The 13,644-nt window shown below is 72.2% G+C and carries 14 protein-coding genes; 1 reads left to right on the top strand and 13 read right to left on the bottom strand.

Going from position 1 to position 13,644, the window contains the following annotated elements:
• Positions 1–6: 6 nt before the first annotated feature.
• The 13 genes from folK to dacB form a co-directional block, all read right to left on the bottom strand.
• Positions 7–495, bottom strand: a complete 489-nt coding sequence (gene folK, locus D0D28_RS07935) for a 2-amino-4-hydroxy-6-hydroxymethyldihydropteridine diphosphokinase (RefSeq protein WP_094005625.1) — start codon at positions 493–495, stop codon at positions 7–9.
• On the bottom strand, positions 492–854 hold the full coding sequence (folB, locus tag D0D28_RS07930; protein ID WP_116110243.1) for a dihydroneopterin aldolase: 363 nt from the start codon (positions 852–854) through the stop codon (positions 492–494). The genes folK and folB overlap by 4 nt, the downstream gene beginning before the upstream one ends.
• Entirely contained in the window at positions 847–1,680 is an 834-nt protein-coding gene (gene folP / locus D0D28_RS07925) for a dihydropteroate synthase (protein ID WP_116110213.1), read from the bottom strand. Before folP ends, folB begins: the two co-directional genes overlap by 8 nt.
• Positions 1,677–2,279: a GTP cyclohydrolase I FolE gene (gene folE / locus D0D28_RS07920; protein ID WP_198958236.1), complete on the bottom strand. Its 603-nt coding sequence runs from the start codon at positions 2,277–2,279 to the stop codon at positions 1,677–1,679. Before folE ends, folP begins: the two co-directional genes overlap by 4 nt.
• Positions 2,269–4,623 carry an ATP-dependent zinc metalloprotease FtsH gene (ftsH, locus tag D0D28_RS07915; protein ID WP_116110212.1) on the bottom strand — a complete coding sequence of 785 codons (2,355 nt, stop codon included), beginning with the start codon at positions 4,621–4,623 and terminating at the stop codon, positions 2,269–2,271. Before ftsH ends, folE begins: the two co-directional genes overlap by 11 nt.
• 199 nt (positions 4,624–4,822) lie before the next feature.
• Positions 4,823–5,626, bottom strand: a complete 804-nt coding sequence (locus tag D0D28_RS07910; RefSeq protein WP_094005622.1) for an ESX secretion-associated protein EspG — start codon at positions 5,624–5,626, stop codon at positions 4,823–4,825.
• 79 nt (positions 5,627–5,705) lie between these two features.
• A complete protein-coding gene (locus tag D0D28_RS07905) occupies positions 5,706–6,506 on the bottom strand; it encodes an ESX secretion-associated protein EspG (RefSeq protein ID WP_094005621.1) in 801 nt (266 codons plus the stop codon).
• A gap of 37 nt (positions 6,507–6,543) precedes the next feature.
• Positions 6,544–7,869, bottom strand: a complete 1,326-nt coding sequence (locus D0D28_RS07900; protein ID WP_116110211.1) for a hypothetical protein — start codon at positions 7,867–7,869, stop codon at positions 6,544–6,546.
• A gap of 19 nt (positions 7,870–7,888) precedes the next feature.
• Positions 7,889–8,257 (bottom strand): hypothetical protein, encoded by a 369-nt coding sequence (locus D0D28_RS07895; protein ID WP_020422650.1) that lies wholly within the window; start codon positions 8,255–8,257, stop codon positions 7,889–7,891.
• Between the two features lie 136 nt (positions 8,258–8,393).
• The gene (gene hpt, locus D0D28_RS07890) at positions 8,394–8,948 is read right to left on the bottom strand and encodes a hypoxanthine phosphoribosyltransferase (RefSeq protein ID WP_094005619.1); all 555 of its coding nucleotides are present in this window, start codon (positions 8,946–8,948) and stop codon (positions 8,394–8,396) included.
• 3 nt (positions 8,949–8,951) lie between these two features.
• Positions 8,952–9,911, bottom strand: a complete 960-nt coding sequence (gene tilS, locus D0D28_RS07885; RefSeq protein WP_094005618.1) for a tRNA lysidine(34) synthetase TilS — start codon at positions 9,909–9,911, stop codon at positions 8,952–8,954.
• Positions 9,908–10,960: a zinc-dependent metalloprotease gene (locus D0D28_RS07880; protein WP_094005673.1), complete on the bottom strand. Its 1,053-nt coding sequence runs from the start codon at positions 10,958–10,960 to the stop codon at positions 9,908–9,910. The genes tilS and D0D28_RS07880 overlap by 4 nt, the downstream gene beginning before the upstream one ends.
• Positions 10,961–10,982: 22 nt before the next feature.
• Positions 10,983–12,953 carry a D-alanyl-D-alanine carboxypeptidase/D-alanyl-D-alanine endopeptidase gene (gene dacB, locus D0D28_RS07875; RefSeq protein ID WP_116110210.1) on the bottom strand — a complete coding sequence of 657 codons (1,971 nt, stop codon included), beginning with the start codon at positions 12,951–12,953 and terminating at the stop codon, positions 10,983–10,985.
• Positions 12,954–13,119: 166 nt separating this feature from the next.
• Here dacB and D0D28_RS07870 point away from each other — a divergent pair, with 166 nt between their 5' ends.
• Positions 13,120–13,638 (top strand): inorganic diphosphatase, encoded by a 519-nt coding sequence (locus D0D28_RS07870; protein ID WP_094005616.1) that lies wholly within the window; start codon positions 13,120–13,122, stop codon positions 13,636–13,638.
• Positions 13,639–13,644: the final 6 nt, after the last annotated feature.

The following is a 13,644-nucleotide window of genomic DNA, read 5'->3' as shown; positions in this document are numbered from 1 at the left end:
CCGGGGTCAGCGGGGGAAGGGGTACAGGCGGTTCACCGAGGCACGGTCCGAATCGGGGCGAGCCCGCAACAGCTCGGCGATCGGGCCGTGGCCCGGCAGCACCGCGTCGGGATCGATCTCCAGCCACGGGATCAGCACGCTGGCGCGCTCGGGGGTGCCCGGGTGCGGCAGCAGCAGCTCCGGATCGTCCGAGCGCACTCCGTCCACCGTCACCACGTCCACGTCCAGCGTGCGCGGGCCCCACCGGAGCTCGCGCACGCGGCCGGCCCGGCGTTCCAGCTCCTGGCCCGCCCGCAGCCAGGCCCACTCGTCCCGCGCCGGATCGTCCACAATGCACACGGCGTTCAGAAAGTCCGGCTGGTCCTCGACGCCCCACGGCGCCGTTTCGTACACACTGGACACCGCGACCACCGCGGAGCCCAGGGAGTCCACCACGGACTTCAGGTACGCCAACCGGTCGCCCAGGTTGGAGCCCAGCGACAGGACCGCCCTCACGCGCGCTCCCGGTGCACGGTCACGGCGACGTCGGCGAAGGTCAACGGAATCGGCGCGGACGGCTTGTGCACGGTCACCTCGACCGCGGACAACCGCGCATCCTCGAGCACCTCGTCGGCGATCCGGCCCGCGACGCTCTCGATCAGGTCGTACGGCTCGCCGCCGACGATGTCGGCCGCCAGTTGCGCCAGCTCGCCGTAGTGCAGGGTCTGCGTCAGATCGTCCGATGCGGCGGCGGGCGCGAGGTCCAGCCACGCCACGATGTCGACGACGAACTCCTGCCCGTCCCGCTTCTCGTGCTCGAACACCCCGTGCCGCCCGAACACGCGCAGCCCGGTGAGCGTGATCCGGTCAGGCACGCCCACGCCTCCACGCCGCGGCGACCGCGACGGCGTCCAGCGACGAACCCACGTTGTGCACCCGCACGCCCCACGCCCCCTTGACCGCGGCGATCGCGGACACCGCCGCCGTCGCGTCCTCCCGGCCGTCCGGCGGGCGCGGCGAGCCGTCGGCGTCCGCCAGCAGGCTGCCCAGGAACCGCTTGCGCGAAGCCCCGACCAGCACCGGGAACCCCATGTCGAGGAACGCTTCGAGCCCGTTCAGCAGCGCCCAGTCGTGCTCGGCGCGCTTCGCGAACCCCAGGCCCGGGTCGATGACGATCTTCTCCGGCGCGACGCCGGCGGCCAGCGCCGCGTCGATCCGCCCCCGCAGCTCGCGCTGAACGTCCGCGACCACGTCGTCGTACTTCGCGAGCGCGTTCATGTCCTTGCTGTGCCCGCGCCAGTGCATCAGCACCCACGGCGCCTGGCTGGTCGCGGCCACTTTCGCCATGTCCGGATCGGCCAGGCCACCGGACACGTCGTTGATGATCTCCGCCCCCGCGTCGAGCGCCGCTTCGGCGACCGCCGCACGCGTGGTGTCCACCGAGAGCCGCAGGCCGTCGGCCGCCAGCGTGCGCACGACGGGCAGCATGCGGGCGATCTCGGTCTCCGCGTCCACCCGCGACGAGCCGGGACGCGTGGACTCGCCGCCGACGTCGATGATGTCCGCGCCGCGCTTCCACATCTCGTGCGCGTGGGCCAGCGCCGCGTCCAGGTCGAGGTACCGGCCGCCGTCGGAGAACGAGTCCGGCGTGACGTTCAGGACGCCCATCACCAGACAGCGGTCCGGCACCCCGGTGGTCATCGACGGCCCTTGATCAGTTCCAGTGCCTCCGCCCGGGAGGTCGCCGACGTCTGCAGCATGCCGCGCACCGCCGACGTGGTGGTGCGCGCGCCCGGCTTGCGGATGCCGCGCATCGACATGCACAGGTGCTCGGCTTCGACCACGACGATCACGCCGCGCGGCTCCAGCTTGCGCACCAGCGCGTCGGCGATCTGCGAGGTCAGCCGCTCCTGCACCTGCGGGCGCTTGGCGTAGAGGTCGACCAGCCGGGCCAGCTTCGACAGGCCGGTGACCTTGCCGTGGCTGTTCGGGATGTAGCCGACGTGGGCGACGCCGTGGAAGGGCACCAGGTGGTGCTCGCACGTGCTGTACATCGGGATGTCGGTGACCAGCACCATCTCTTCGTGCGACTCGTCGAAGGTGCGCGAAAGCACCTCCGCCGGGTCCGTGTACAGCCCGGCGAACATCTCCCGGTAGGCACGGGCCACCCGGGCCGGGGTGTCCCGAAGGCCCTCCCGGTCCGGGTTCTCGCCCACGGCTTCCAGCAGTTCACGCACCGCTTTCTCGGCGCGCGCCTGATCGAAGACCGGTCCTTCCTCGGGCGTCAGCTCACTGTCGATCTTGACCGTCCTGCTCGTCGGAATTCCGCCGGTGCTGGCCCTGGCCCTCCTCGGAGCCACCGAACCAGTCACCCTGCCGCGGCTGCTCGCTCTGGTTCGGGCGCCACGGCGTCTGGCCACCCGGCTGGGTCGCCGGGGTCCAGCCCGGAGGCGCACCGTAGTTCGGCGGGCCGGACTGGTTGCCCCCGTTGTAGGGCTGCGGCCACTGGCCGGTGCCGTTCGGCCCGTACGGGCGGCCGCCACCGTTGGGCGGCGGCGGGTAGTTCCCGCCCGAGGGGGGCGCGTACGGGTTCGACGGCGGTTCCGGCTGGCTGTACGGCGGGCCACCGGGCAGGTCGCTGCCGCCCGGCCTGGTGCCGACCGGGGTCGGCACCTGGCGCGGCGCCGGCTTCTTCTCCGGCGGAGGCCACGGCTCGCCGCGTTCCATCGCCAGCTCACCCGGGGTCTTGACCGGCGGCTTGTCCGACGGGGTGCGCTCACCGAATTCGTTGAACACGGTGATGTGCGGCCGCTTCTCCACGGTGGCGAAGATCCGCTCGAGGTCCTTGCGGGTCAGCGTCTCCTTCTCCAGGAGCTCCACCACGAGTTCGTCGAGCACGTCGCGGTAGGTGTTGAGCACCTCCCACGCCTCGGTGTGCGCGGTCTCGATGAGCTTGCGGACCTCTTCGTCGATCTCGTGCGCGACCTCGAGCGAGTAGTCCGCCTGGCGCCCGGCGGAGCGGCCCAGGAACGGGTCGCCCTGGTCCTGGCCGTACTTCACGGCACCCAGGCGGGCGCTCATGCCGTACTCCATGACCATCGCCTTGGCGATCTTGGTCGCCTGCTCGATGTCGGAGGACGCACCGGTGGTCGGCTCGTGGAACACCAGCTCCTCGGCCGTGCGGCCACCCATCGCGAACACCAGCCGGGCGATCATCTCGGAGCGGGTCATCAGCTGCTTGTCGTCCTCGGGGACGACCAGCGCGTGCCCACCGGTCCGGCCGCGCGGCAGGATGGTCAGCTTGTAGACCGGCTCCAGGTCCGGCATCGCCCACGCGGCCAGCGCGTGCCCGCCCTCGTGGTAGGCGGTGATCTTCTTCTCCTGCTCGGAGATGATCCGGCTCTTGCGGGCCGGGCCGCCGATGACCCGGTCGACCGACTCCTCCAGCGCGGCGTCGGTGATCACGTGCCCGTTCTGGCGGGCGGTGAGCAGCGCGGCCTCGTTGATGACGTTGGCCAGGTCGGCACCGGACATGCCCACGGTGCGCTTGGCCAGCGCGTTCAGGTCGACGCCCTGGGCCAGCGGCTTGCCCTTCGAGTGCACCTCGAGGATGGCGCGGCGGCCGGCCAGGTCCGGCGCGGACACCGGGATCTGCCGGTCGAAGCGGCCCGGGCGCAGCAGCGCGGGGTCCAGGATGTCCGGGCGGTTGGTGGCGGCGATCAGGATGATGCCGCCGCGCGAGTCGAAGCCGTCCATCTCGACGAGCAGCTGGTTCAGCGTCTGCTCGCGCTCGTCGTGACCGCCGCCGAGGCCGGCGCCGCGCTGGCGGCCGACCGCGTCGATCTCGTCGACGAAGATGATGCACGGGGCGTTCTGCTTGGCCTGCTCGAACAGGTCGCGGACCCGGGAGGCGCCGACACCGACGAACATCTCGACGAAGTCCGAACCGGAGATCGTGTAGAACGGCACGCCGGCCTCACCGGCGACGACTCGCGCGAGCAGCGTCTTACCGGTGCCGGGCGGGCCGTAGAGCAGCACGCCCTTCGGGATCTTCGCGCCCAGCGCCTGGTAGCGGGCCGGGTTCTGCAGGAAGTCCTTGATCTCGTAGAGCTCTTCGACCGCCTCGTCGGCACCTGCCACGTCGGCGAACGTCGTCTTCGGCATGTCCTTGTTCAGCTGCTTGGCCTTGGACTTGCCGAAGTTGAGGACGCGGTTGCCGCCGCCCTGGGCGTTGTTCATCATCCACATCAGCAGCAGGAGCAGCAGGCCGAGCGGGATGATGTAGTACAGGATCTGCGTGAAGAAGCCCTGTTGCGTGACCGTGGTGTTGAACTTGACGTTCTGCTTGTCGATCAACAGGTCGTAGATCGGTCGCGCCCCTTGGGACGGGAACGAGGTGATGATCTGGTCGACCTGCTGGCCGTCGACGTCGATCTTGTTCGTGAGCGACAGCTTGAGCTGCTGCTCCTTGTCCTCCAGGTTGGCTTCCTTCACGTTGTTGCCGTTGATCTGGGCAATCGCCTGTGAAGTGGGGACCTGGGTATAACCACGGTCGCTGTCGAAAAGGGTGTTGACCGCGAGGAAGATCAACACAACCGCGACGATCCACAGCAGCGGGTTCCTGAGCAGGCGCTTCCGGTCCATATGCCTCGGCCGTTCGGCCTCGACCCTCCCTGGCTAGGCGGTAGATGTCACATCCGCCGTCACGGTGTAGACAACAACTTGCGGTGTGCGAGGAACACCCCGTCCATCCAGGGTACAGTCCGGCCGACATGGGCACCTGCACGAGTCTCAAGCAGGTCAACGGCCGGTGTCGCGTTCGGGTTCCCCGGGGCGGTCCGGGTCAGTAGCCCGGGTCGGATGTGACGCTCGCCACCATCTCGCCGAGCCTGGTCCGCAGCGTTTTCGCGTCCGCCGAGGACACCGTCACCCACTCGCGCCCGTCGGCGCCCGGCCGGGACAGGCTCAGGTACCGGCCGGTGGCCGTGTCGAACCAGCCCAGCACGGGTGACCTGCGACGACCGCTCACCTCGGAGCGGCTGTTCGCGGCGAGCTGACCGCCGCGCAGCCGGGGCTGGCCGGCGAGCCGGGCGTAGGCCTCGCGCGGGTCCGACGAGCCCTCGGACAGCGACCGGCGCCGTGGTTTCGCGTCGCCGCCGACCGGGACCGCCGCCCGGGCCGGCTGGATCCGCAGTGCCTCGTCGACCGGAAGTGTGATGGAAGCCTCGGTGCCGCGCGTGCCCGGTGGCAGCAGGTCGACGACCGTCGAGGCCAGCCCCTCGGGGAAGGCGGGCCGGATCCAGATGCCGTCGGCGTCCTGGATCGCCACCACGCCCAGCGTGCCGTCGGTGGCCGCGAGGATCGAAACGGGCGGCACCTGGAAGTCCGGGATGTGCACGGCGTCGATGCTGGTGGTCGGCTGCGAGAGCACCCGGAACCAGTCCTCGACCCGCGGTTCCAGGCGGCCGTAGTGGTCGCGCAGGCCGCGGGCCTTCAACTCCTCGTGGGCCTGCTGGCGGAGCTTCGCGCGCTCGTCCATGGTCGCGCCGTGCGAGCGGACCTGCAGCGGGTAGGGCAGCTCGCCGATGCCGACCGCCTCCCAGAGGAAGTCGAAGGTCATCGGGGTGAAGAACTCGGGGCGGTTCACCAGGCGCTCTCCAGGGTCGAGATCTCACCGGACGCGACGGCCAGCCACCCACGCCCGAACCCAGCCAGCGCGAAGCGGTTCACCACGCACCTCCCGGCGTCAGGGTCTCACCGGCGGCGCGGGCCAGCATCTCGCCGAGGCGGTGCCTCAGGGTCGGTGCGTCGGCGGGGGCGATGGTGATCCAGTCGCGTCCGTCGTGGCCTCGGCTGGCCTGCGTGAAGTAGCGGCCGCTGTCGGTGTCGAACCAGCTCAGCACCGGTGGCCTGGTCTTCGCGCCGCTGCGGCTGCGGGCGTTGGCGCCGATCTGCCCGCCACGCAGGCGCGGCTGGGCCTGCAGCCGGGCCAGCGCCTTGCGATCGTCGTCGGCGCCGGTGCGGTCGCCGCCCGCGGTGCGGCGCTGCAGGAAGTCGGCCCCGGTGGCCGTCATCAGCTGCTCGAGCGGCACGGTGATCGACTTCTCGGTGCCCCGCGGCGCGGCGGGCAGCAGCGACACGATGGCGCTCGCGAGACCGTCCGCAGGCATCGGCTGGAAGTGGAAGCCCCGGTCGTCGTGCACCGCGAGCACACCGCGCCCGGCGAGCGCCGCCGCCACGGCGAGCAGCGGACGCGCGTCGGGCGCGGTGATGTGCACGCTGTCCAGGCTGGTCTCCGACCCCGACAGCACCTCGAAGAACTCCTCGACGTGCGGCGCGGGCCGGCCCCGGCCGTCGGCCGCGCCGCGCGCGGCCAGCCGGTCCAGGGTCTGCCGCCGCAGCTGGGCGCGCTCGTCCATCGTCGCGCCGTGCGAGCGCACCTCCAGCGGGTACGGCAGTTCACCTGCTCCGAAAGACTCCCACAGGAAGTCCAGTTCCAGCGGAGTGAGCAGCTCCGCTCGCACCATCAAGTCCCTCTTTCCGGGTTCGCGCGGTTGCGCCGGATCAGCGGTCGTCCTCGTCGTTCCAGGCCCCGATGACCGGCGGCGCGGTCGCCACGTTGGCGCCGAACGCCTCGTCCGGGTCGGCCTCGACGAGGAAGGAAGCCCTGGTGTGCTCCTCGTCCTCCGCACCCTGCGCGCCGCCGGCCCCCATGCCGCCGCCCATGCCCGAGGCGGGCGGCGGGGTGCCCGCCCCGCCGATGGTGCCACTGGTGCTCATCAGGCTCTGCTGGGCCTGCTGCTGCGCGGCGCCGTGGGCCTGCTGCGACTGGTCGGAACTGGCCGCCGTCTCGTCGCCGGCCGGGCGCTCCTTGGCGCCGGACTTGCTGCCCCGGCCGAGCGCGGCCTTGCCGCCCACCGCGGCCAGACCCGCGGCGCCCAGGCCGGCCGCCGCACCCAGCGCCGCCGAACCGCCGCCGCCGGACGAGGTCGGCGCCGCGGCCTGACCGGCACCGGAGACCGCGCCGGGCGCCTGCGCCGGAGGCGCGGGGACACCGTGCGGCCCCGGGGCGCCACCGGGCTGCCCACCGGCGGCGAAGGCACCCGTGCCGCCGCCCGGGAGCCCGGCGGTGACACCGCCGACCGGGCCGATCCCGACCGAACCGAGACCGCCCGGCACCGCGCCGGAACCGGCGCCGACGGACTGCGCCGAGGTGCTGCCGAAGCGGCCGTCCGCGGGCAGGCCGAGCGACTCCGGGCCGAAGCTCGGGGTCGCGCTGTCGACCTCGGACATCGCCTGGGTGTAGGCGTTGAAGTACTGGACCTGCTGCGCGTGCACGGCGCGGGCCTCGTCGGCCTGCACCTTCATGTCGGCGACCATCGCGGCCGGGCCGCCGGCGAGCATCGCCGCCGTCTGCTTGGCCGGGTCGAACTCCTTCGGCGCCGGCATCTTCTTGACCTCGGCGGCCGCGGCGGCCTGCTGCGCCATGCGGTGGGACATGGTGTGCGCCGCGTCGCCGGCCTGCTTGCTGGAGTTCGCGATGCCGACCAGCGCGCCCTGCGCGGAGCCGGCGCCCTGGCCGATCCACGCGTTGCCCAGCTCGGTGATCGCGTTGTACAGGTCGTCGGCCGCCTGGTGCAGGCTCTCGCCGTGCGACTGCCACTGCCGCCCGGTGGCCTCGGCCGTGGCCGGGTCGTTGTTCTGGGTGGCGCCGAGGTAGAGCTGGTTGCTCTCCTGCGAGGCCCAGTTCGGCGGGCTGCCGATGGCGCGGTCGCCGCCGTAGGTGAACCCGCCCGCGCTGTTGCGCGCCTGCTGCACCAGCGCGGCGGACTCGCCGTTGTCGCCCAGCTGGACGGCCTCGCCTCTGGGCTCGCTGCTCGGAGAAGTCATCGTCATCGTCCCCCCGGATTCAGACCTGACGCCCGGACGCCAGCGCGTCCTCGGCGGCCTGCTCGATCTTGTCGTAGTGGCTCATCGCCGCGACGATGGCGTCCTCGGCCTGCTGGTACTGGTTGTAGAGGTTGCGCAGCGCGGTCGCGTACGACTCGCCGCCCCCGTCGGCGCGCTGCACGAACTTCGCGGCGATGGCGTTGCCCACCGGGTTGTTGCCCAGCTTCGGCGGTTCGGCCAGTGCCCCGGCGTTGCGCAGCAGGTTCTCCACCTGGTCCTTGCCGAGGCGGATCTTCTTCAGAACCGCCTGCGCGGCATCCGGGTCGACCCCCAGCTGGCCGTTGACAGCGGCGTTCCGGAACGCCGCGGCGTCCGCGTAGCTCCCCATCAGTTCTCCCTACCCCACGTCCGTACCGCATCGCGGCGCGTCACCCTCGTTCGCACAGGTTAACGCACCGCACCGACACTTATGACGCGTTCCGGCACGTTCGGGTTCACGATTTTCCGGTGCTCACGCACCGTGTTCAGGCGCCGTACACCTTCGGATCGAGCGTGCCGATGTAGGGCAGGTCGCGGTAGCGCTCCGCGTAGTCCAGGCCGTAGCCGACGACGAACTCGTTCGGGATGTCGAACCCGACGTAGCGCACCGGCACGTCCACCTTGACCGCCTCCGGCTTGCGCAGCAGCGTGACGACCTCCAGCGACGCCGGGTTGCGGCTCGCCAGGTTCTTCAGCAGCCAGGACAGGGTCAGTCCGGAGTCGACGATGTCCTCGACGATCAGCACGTGCCGTCCGGTGATGTCCCGGTCGAGGTCCTTGAGGATCCGCACCACGCCCGAGGACGACGTGGACGAACCGTACGAGGAGACGGCCATGAACTCCAGCTGCGCCGGCATCGGCAGCGCGCGGGCGAAGTCGGTCATGAACATGACGGCGCCCTTGAGCACGCCCACCAGCAGCAGGTCGCCGGCAGACGTCTCGCGCTCGTAGTCGGCGGCGATCTGCTTGGCGAGCTCGGTGATCTTGTCGTTGATCTGCTGCTCGGTGATGAGGACGGAGGCGATCTCGCCTTCGTACACGGGTCAGTCCCCTCTTGTTTCCGGTGGATTCATGGCAAGCCTGCCATGCGTCCGGGTCACCACCAAGCCGCCGGGTAGCCAAACGCCGCCCTGACCACGCCAGTCGCCGACCAGCGCGTCGACGGACCGCAGGTGGGCGTCGGTGAGGCCGCGCGCGCCGTGCGCGACGAGCCAGTTCCGCAGGATCCTCCGCCGGAGGGATGCCGGCAGCGGCGAAAGGGCCGGGATGTCCGGTTTCCCGTGCCGCGCCAGGAAGTCCGCGGCGAGCGCGTCCAGCGCCTCGGAATCCTCCCTGAGCTGGGCGGCCGTGCGGGCGAGCGCGGCCGCGACCCCGCCGTGGAGGACGTCTTCCAGCAGTGGCAGCACTTCCGTGCGCAGGCGCACCCGGGTGTAGCGCGGATCGCTGTTGTGCGGGTCCTCCCACGGGGTCAGGCCGAGCGCGTGGCACGCCTGCCGGGTCGTCGCGCGGGGCACGTCGAGAAGTGGCCTACCCCACGGGAGATCCACAGCACGCATCCCGGCGATGGACCGCGGACCGGAGCCGCGGGCGAGTCCGAGGAGGACGGTCTCGGCCTGGTCGTCACGCGTGTGCCCGAGGAGGACGATCCCGCGCTGGTGCTCGCGAAGTGCCGCATACCGGGCGTTCCGGGCCGCCGCCTCGGGTCCGCCGGCACCGGTCACGTCGACGGTCAGGACCTCGGCGGAGTCCACGCCGAGCTTGCGCGCGACCCCGGCCGCTTCCGCGGCCACGCGTGCCGAGTCCGCCTGCAGCCCGTGGTCCACGACCAGCGCGCGCACCGGCAACCCGAGCGCTCGCCCGGTGAACACGGCGGCCTCGGTGAGCGCCAGGGAATCGGCCCCGCCGGACAACGCGACGTCGATCGCGGGCACGCCGGGGCACTCGGCCAGGAGGTTCCGCACCGCGCGGCGCACCGCGGCGACCGCGGGGTGCGGGCCGGTCACGGGTGGACGCGCCGCACCCACGCCTCGGGATCGGCGATCTCGGCCCGGGTCGGCAGCGTGTTCGGCGAGGTCCAGACGGCGTTGAACCCGGCCATCCCGACCCGGTCGACCACGTGCCGGGTGAAGGCCGCGCCCTGCGCGTACTGGCGGATCTTGGCGTCCACCCCGAGCAGCGCGCGCAGCAGGCGGTCCAGCAGGCCGCCGCCCTTGCGCCGCTCGGTGAACCGCGCGCGGATGGTCTCGACGCTGGGCACCACGCTCGGCCCCACCGCGTCCATCACGTAGTCCGCGTGCCCTTCGAGGAGGGTGGACAGCGCCAGCAGGCGGTCGAACACCTCGCGCTGCTCCGGCGACCGCAGCAGCTGACCGACCGCGACGAGCCCGTCGGCCTTGGCGCGCCGGGCCTCGCGCAGCGCCTCCGGCAGCCGGCCGAGCAGGTCGGTCATCCCGTCGTTGTCGCTGGTGAGGCCGCCGACCAGGCGCTCGACCTCGTCGGCGAAGTAGTCGCGCAGCCAGTCCACGGCGGTGAACTGCAACCGGTGGGTGCTCTCGTGCAGGCACACCCACAGCCGGAAGTCGCGGCCCGGCACCTGCAGCGCCTGCTGGGCGGTGACCACGTTCGGCGCCACCAGCAGCAGCCGCCCGCCGCCGTCCGGCCCGCCGAACGGGTCGTACTGGCCCAGCACGCGGGAGGCCAGGAAGGCCAGCACCACGCCGGTCTGCACGCCGGCGCCACCGGCCAGGACGGGCCCGAGCGGGCCGGCCGGGTTGGGCGGCAGTGCCTTCGCGGTGAGCGCGTCCAGCCCGGCGGCGGCCGAGCGCACCCAGCCGGGCCGGTCCACCACGTCACCGGGGAGCAGCGGCAGCCCGGCTCCCAGGCCGGTCAGGTCGCGGACGTGGGCCTCGGCGTCGACCGTCAGCTCACGCAACTCGGTCACGGCCAGGCCGGCCTCCTCACGGGAGACCACCGGCCCGCCGCGGGCGAGGAACGCGCCCGTGGCGGCGGCCAGCGACCAGTCCACGACCGGCCGGGACGCGACCTCGCTCATCGTGTTCACACCTTTCCGGAAGCTATCGGCAGCCACAGCCCCGCAGCGAGGCCGCGACGACGTCCAGTGCCGCCCGCGCGGGATCCTGGTCGGGGCCGTCGGACATCAACGCGAACACCAGGACCCGGCCGTCCTCGTCCAGCACTATCCCTGCCAACGTGTGGACCCCGGACAGAGTGCCCGTCTTGGCGCGGACCCATCCCTTGCCGGACCGCGAGTTCGCGGCGTTGTAGCGGTCGGCGAGGGTGCCGCTGCCGCCGGCGACCGGCAGCCCGGCCAGCATCGGGCGCAGCTTCGCGGTGCGCGGGTCCTTGCCGTCCGGTTCGGCGGCGACCGCCAGGACCTGCGCGAGCAGCTTCGCCGGGACGCTGTTCTGCGGGGACAGGCCGCTGTTGTCGCTCAGCTCGACCTGCGACACGTCGAACCCGTTCTGGGACAGCACGGACAGCGTCGCCTGCGCGGCGCCGGCGAACGACGCCTCGGTGCCGGTCGCGATCGCCGTCATCCGGCCGATGGCGTCGGCGAGGGTGTTGTCCGAGGCCTCCAGCGCGTGCGCGATCAGCTCGCTCAGCGGTGCCGACTTCACCTCGCCGAGCACCTTCGCGTCCTGGGGCGCCTTCGCCTGCCCGGCCGCGCTGGCGCCGAGGCGCTGGGCGAACGTCTGCAGCACGGTGTTCGCCGGCTGGGCGACGCGCATCGAGTGGTCGTTGGTCGGGTCGGTGAGACCGCCGTCGAGCATCACCGGCGTCATCGCGGCCGTGTAGATCGGCGCGTCGTCGGGCGCCCAACCGGGCGCGGTCAGCGGGCCGGACCAGATCGAGGTGTCGATCTGCACCTTCTCGATCGCGCCGCCGCTGGCCTGCTTGACCTGCGTGACGAGGTCGTCGAGGTGGGCGGCACCGGAGTACACCGACTGCTGCCCGGCCGGCAGCGAGGACAGCGTGATGTCCCCGCCCGCGACGATCACCGCGGTGTCCGGCGAGGCGCCCTGGACGACCTTGGTGCTCAGCTGGGTGCCCGGGTCCATCGCGAGCAGCGCGGCGGAGGTGGTCAGCAGCTTGGTGGTCGACGCCGGGGTGCGGAACTGGCCGGAGTTGCGGTCCCACAGCAGTTCGCCGGTTTGGGGGTCGATCACGGCACCGGTGAGCGTGCCCAGCGCGGAGGTCGCGGCGGGGCCGGCCAGCGCCGCGGACACGCCGGCCGACGTCGGTTGCGGGGCCGACTCGCTGGGCGCCTTGAGCGAGAGGGCCACCGGGACCGGCTCCGGGGTGTCGCCCTTGGGCAGGTTCGGCGCCCACGGCAGGCCGAGGCGGTTGGAGACGTAGGGCGTGGCGAGCGCGGCGCCCACCGCGATGACCAGGAGCAGCGCGAGGGCACTGGTGATCAGCACGCGCTTGCGGCGGCGCTTCGGCTTCGCCGCGGGCTCGGCGGGCGGCTTCTCCTCGCCGGTGGTCGCCTCGGCGGGGTGGATTTCGCCGCTGGGCTCGATGCGCATCGGCTGCATGAGCGGAGCAGCGGCGGGCGGCACCGGCTGCGGGCCCTGCGGACGCTCGGCATTCGGCGCGGCAGGTTGCCCCAGCTGCGACTGCTCGCCCTGCGGGCGGTCAGGGTGCGGCGCGGGCTGCGGGGCCTCGGGATTCGGCGCGGGCTGTGGCCGGGGCCGCTCCGGCGGCGCGCCCTGCTCCGGCCGGCCGGGGCTCTGCTCGCCCCGCGCGGCGGGCTGCGGCCCGGGTCCCGGCTGCTGCGGCTGCGCCGGTCGCGGCTCGGGCTTCGGGAGCTGGTGCGGCTCGGTCTCCTGCTCCTGCCGCAGGTCGATCACCTGCGTGCGCTCCGCGTCCGGCTTGGGCGCCGGCACGAACAGCGTCGGCGACTCGGGCAGCGAGGCCTCGCCGGGCACCGGCAGCTGGGCCGTGGCACCACCGTCAGCGGGCTTCTCCTCGGCGGAGACGTCCGCATCTTCGGACGGCCACTCGGGCTGGTCGTTGCTCGGCACGCACCCCTCCTCCTCACCGGCGACACGCCGCCGGGCAAACTCACTGTTGTCAAGACGACATCAGTGCGACTTCCCAACGGCGCGTGGTCCACACTAGTGACGACAAGTTAGCGAAACCGTAAGCCGCCGGTACCGGCGGGAAAAAGACGAGGTCAGCGAGGACGCCGTGGAGTTCGACGCCACGATCGAAATCCCCAAGGGGGAGCGCAACAAGTACGAGGTGGACCACAAGACGGGCCGCATCCGCCTGGACCGGACCCTGTTCACGGCCACCCAGTACCCGGCCGACTACGGCTTCATCGACGACACCCTTGGGCAGGACGGCGACCCGCTCGACGTGCTGGTGCTCGTCCAGGAGCCGACGTTCCCGGGCTGCCTGATCCGCTGCCGCGCGATCGGCATGTTCCGGATGACCGACGAGAAGGGCCCGGACGACAAGGTCCTCGCGGTGCCGTCGGACGACCCGCGGCTGGAGCACCTGCGTGACATCCACCACCTGAACGAGTTCCACAAGCTGGAGATCGAGCACTTCTTCCAGGTCTACAAGGACCTGGAGCCGGCCAAGAGCGTCGAGGGCTCGCAGTGGGTGGGCCGCACGGAGGCGGAGGCCGAGATCAAGCGCTCCTACCAGCGTGAGATCGACCGGCTCGCGAAGGAGGCCGCCGAGGGCGGCGAGCACCACTGAGTGCCG

The sequence above is a fragment of the Amycolatopsis ruanii genome (assembly GCF_003385175.1).
GTDB classification, from domain to species: domain Bacteria; phylum Actinomycetota; class Actinomycetes; order Mycobacteriales; family Pseudonocardiaceae; genus Amycolatopsis_E; species Amycolatopsis_E thermalba.
Note: the sequence above shows the minus strand (reverse complement) of the source record. Positions and strands in the feature narration are given on the sequence as shown.

Coding starts and splice junctions, on each gene's coding strand:
- folP (WP_116110213.1), bottom strand. CDS start 1,680: ATGACCACCGGGGTGCCGGACCGCTGTCTGGTGATGGGCGTCCTGAAC.
- ftsH (WP_116110212.1), bottom strand. CDS start 4,623: ATGGACCGGAAGCGCCTGCTCAGGAACCCGCTGCTGTGGATCGTCGCG.
- D0D28_RS07905 (WP_094005621.1), bottom strand. CDS start 6,506: ATGGTGCGAGCGGAGCTGCTCACTCCGCTGGAACTGGACTTCCTGTGG.
- D0D28_RS07900 (WP_116110211.1), bottom strand. CDS start 7,869: ATGACTTCTCCGAGCAGCGAGCCCAGAGGCGAGGCCGTCCAGCTGGGC.
- D0D28_RS07895 (WP_020422650.1), bottom strand. CDS start 8,257: ATGGGGAGCTACGCGGACGCCGCGGCGTTCCGGAACGCCGCTGTCAAC.
- D0D28_RS07880 (WP_094005673.1), bottom strand. CDS start 10,960: ATGAGCGAGGTCGCGTCCCGGCCGGTCGTGGACTGGTCGCTGGCCGCC.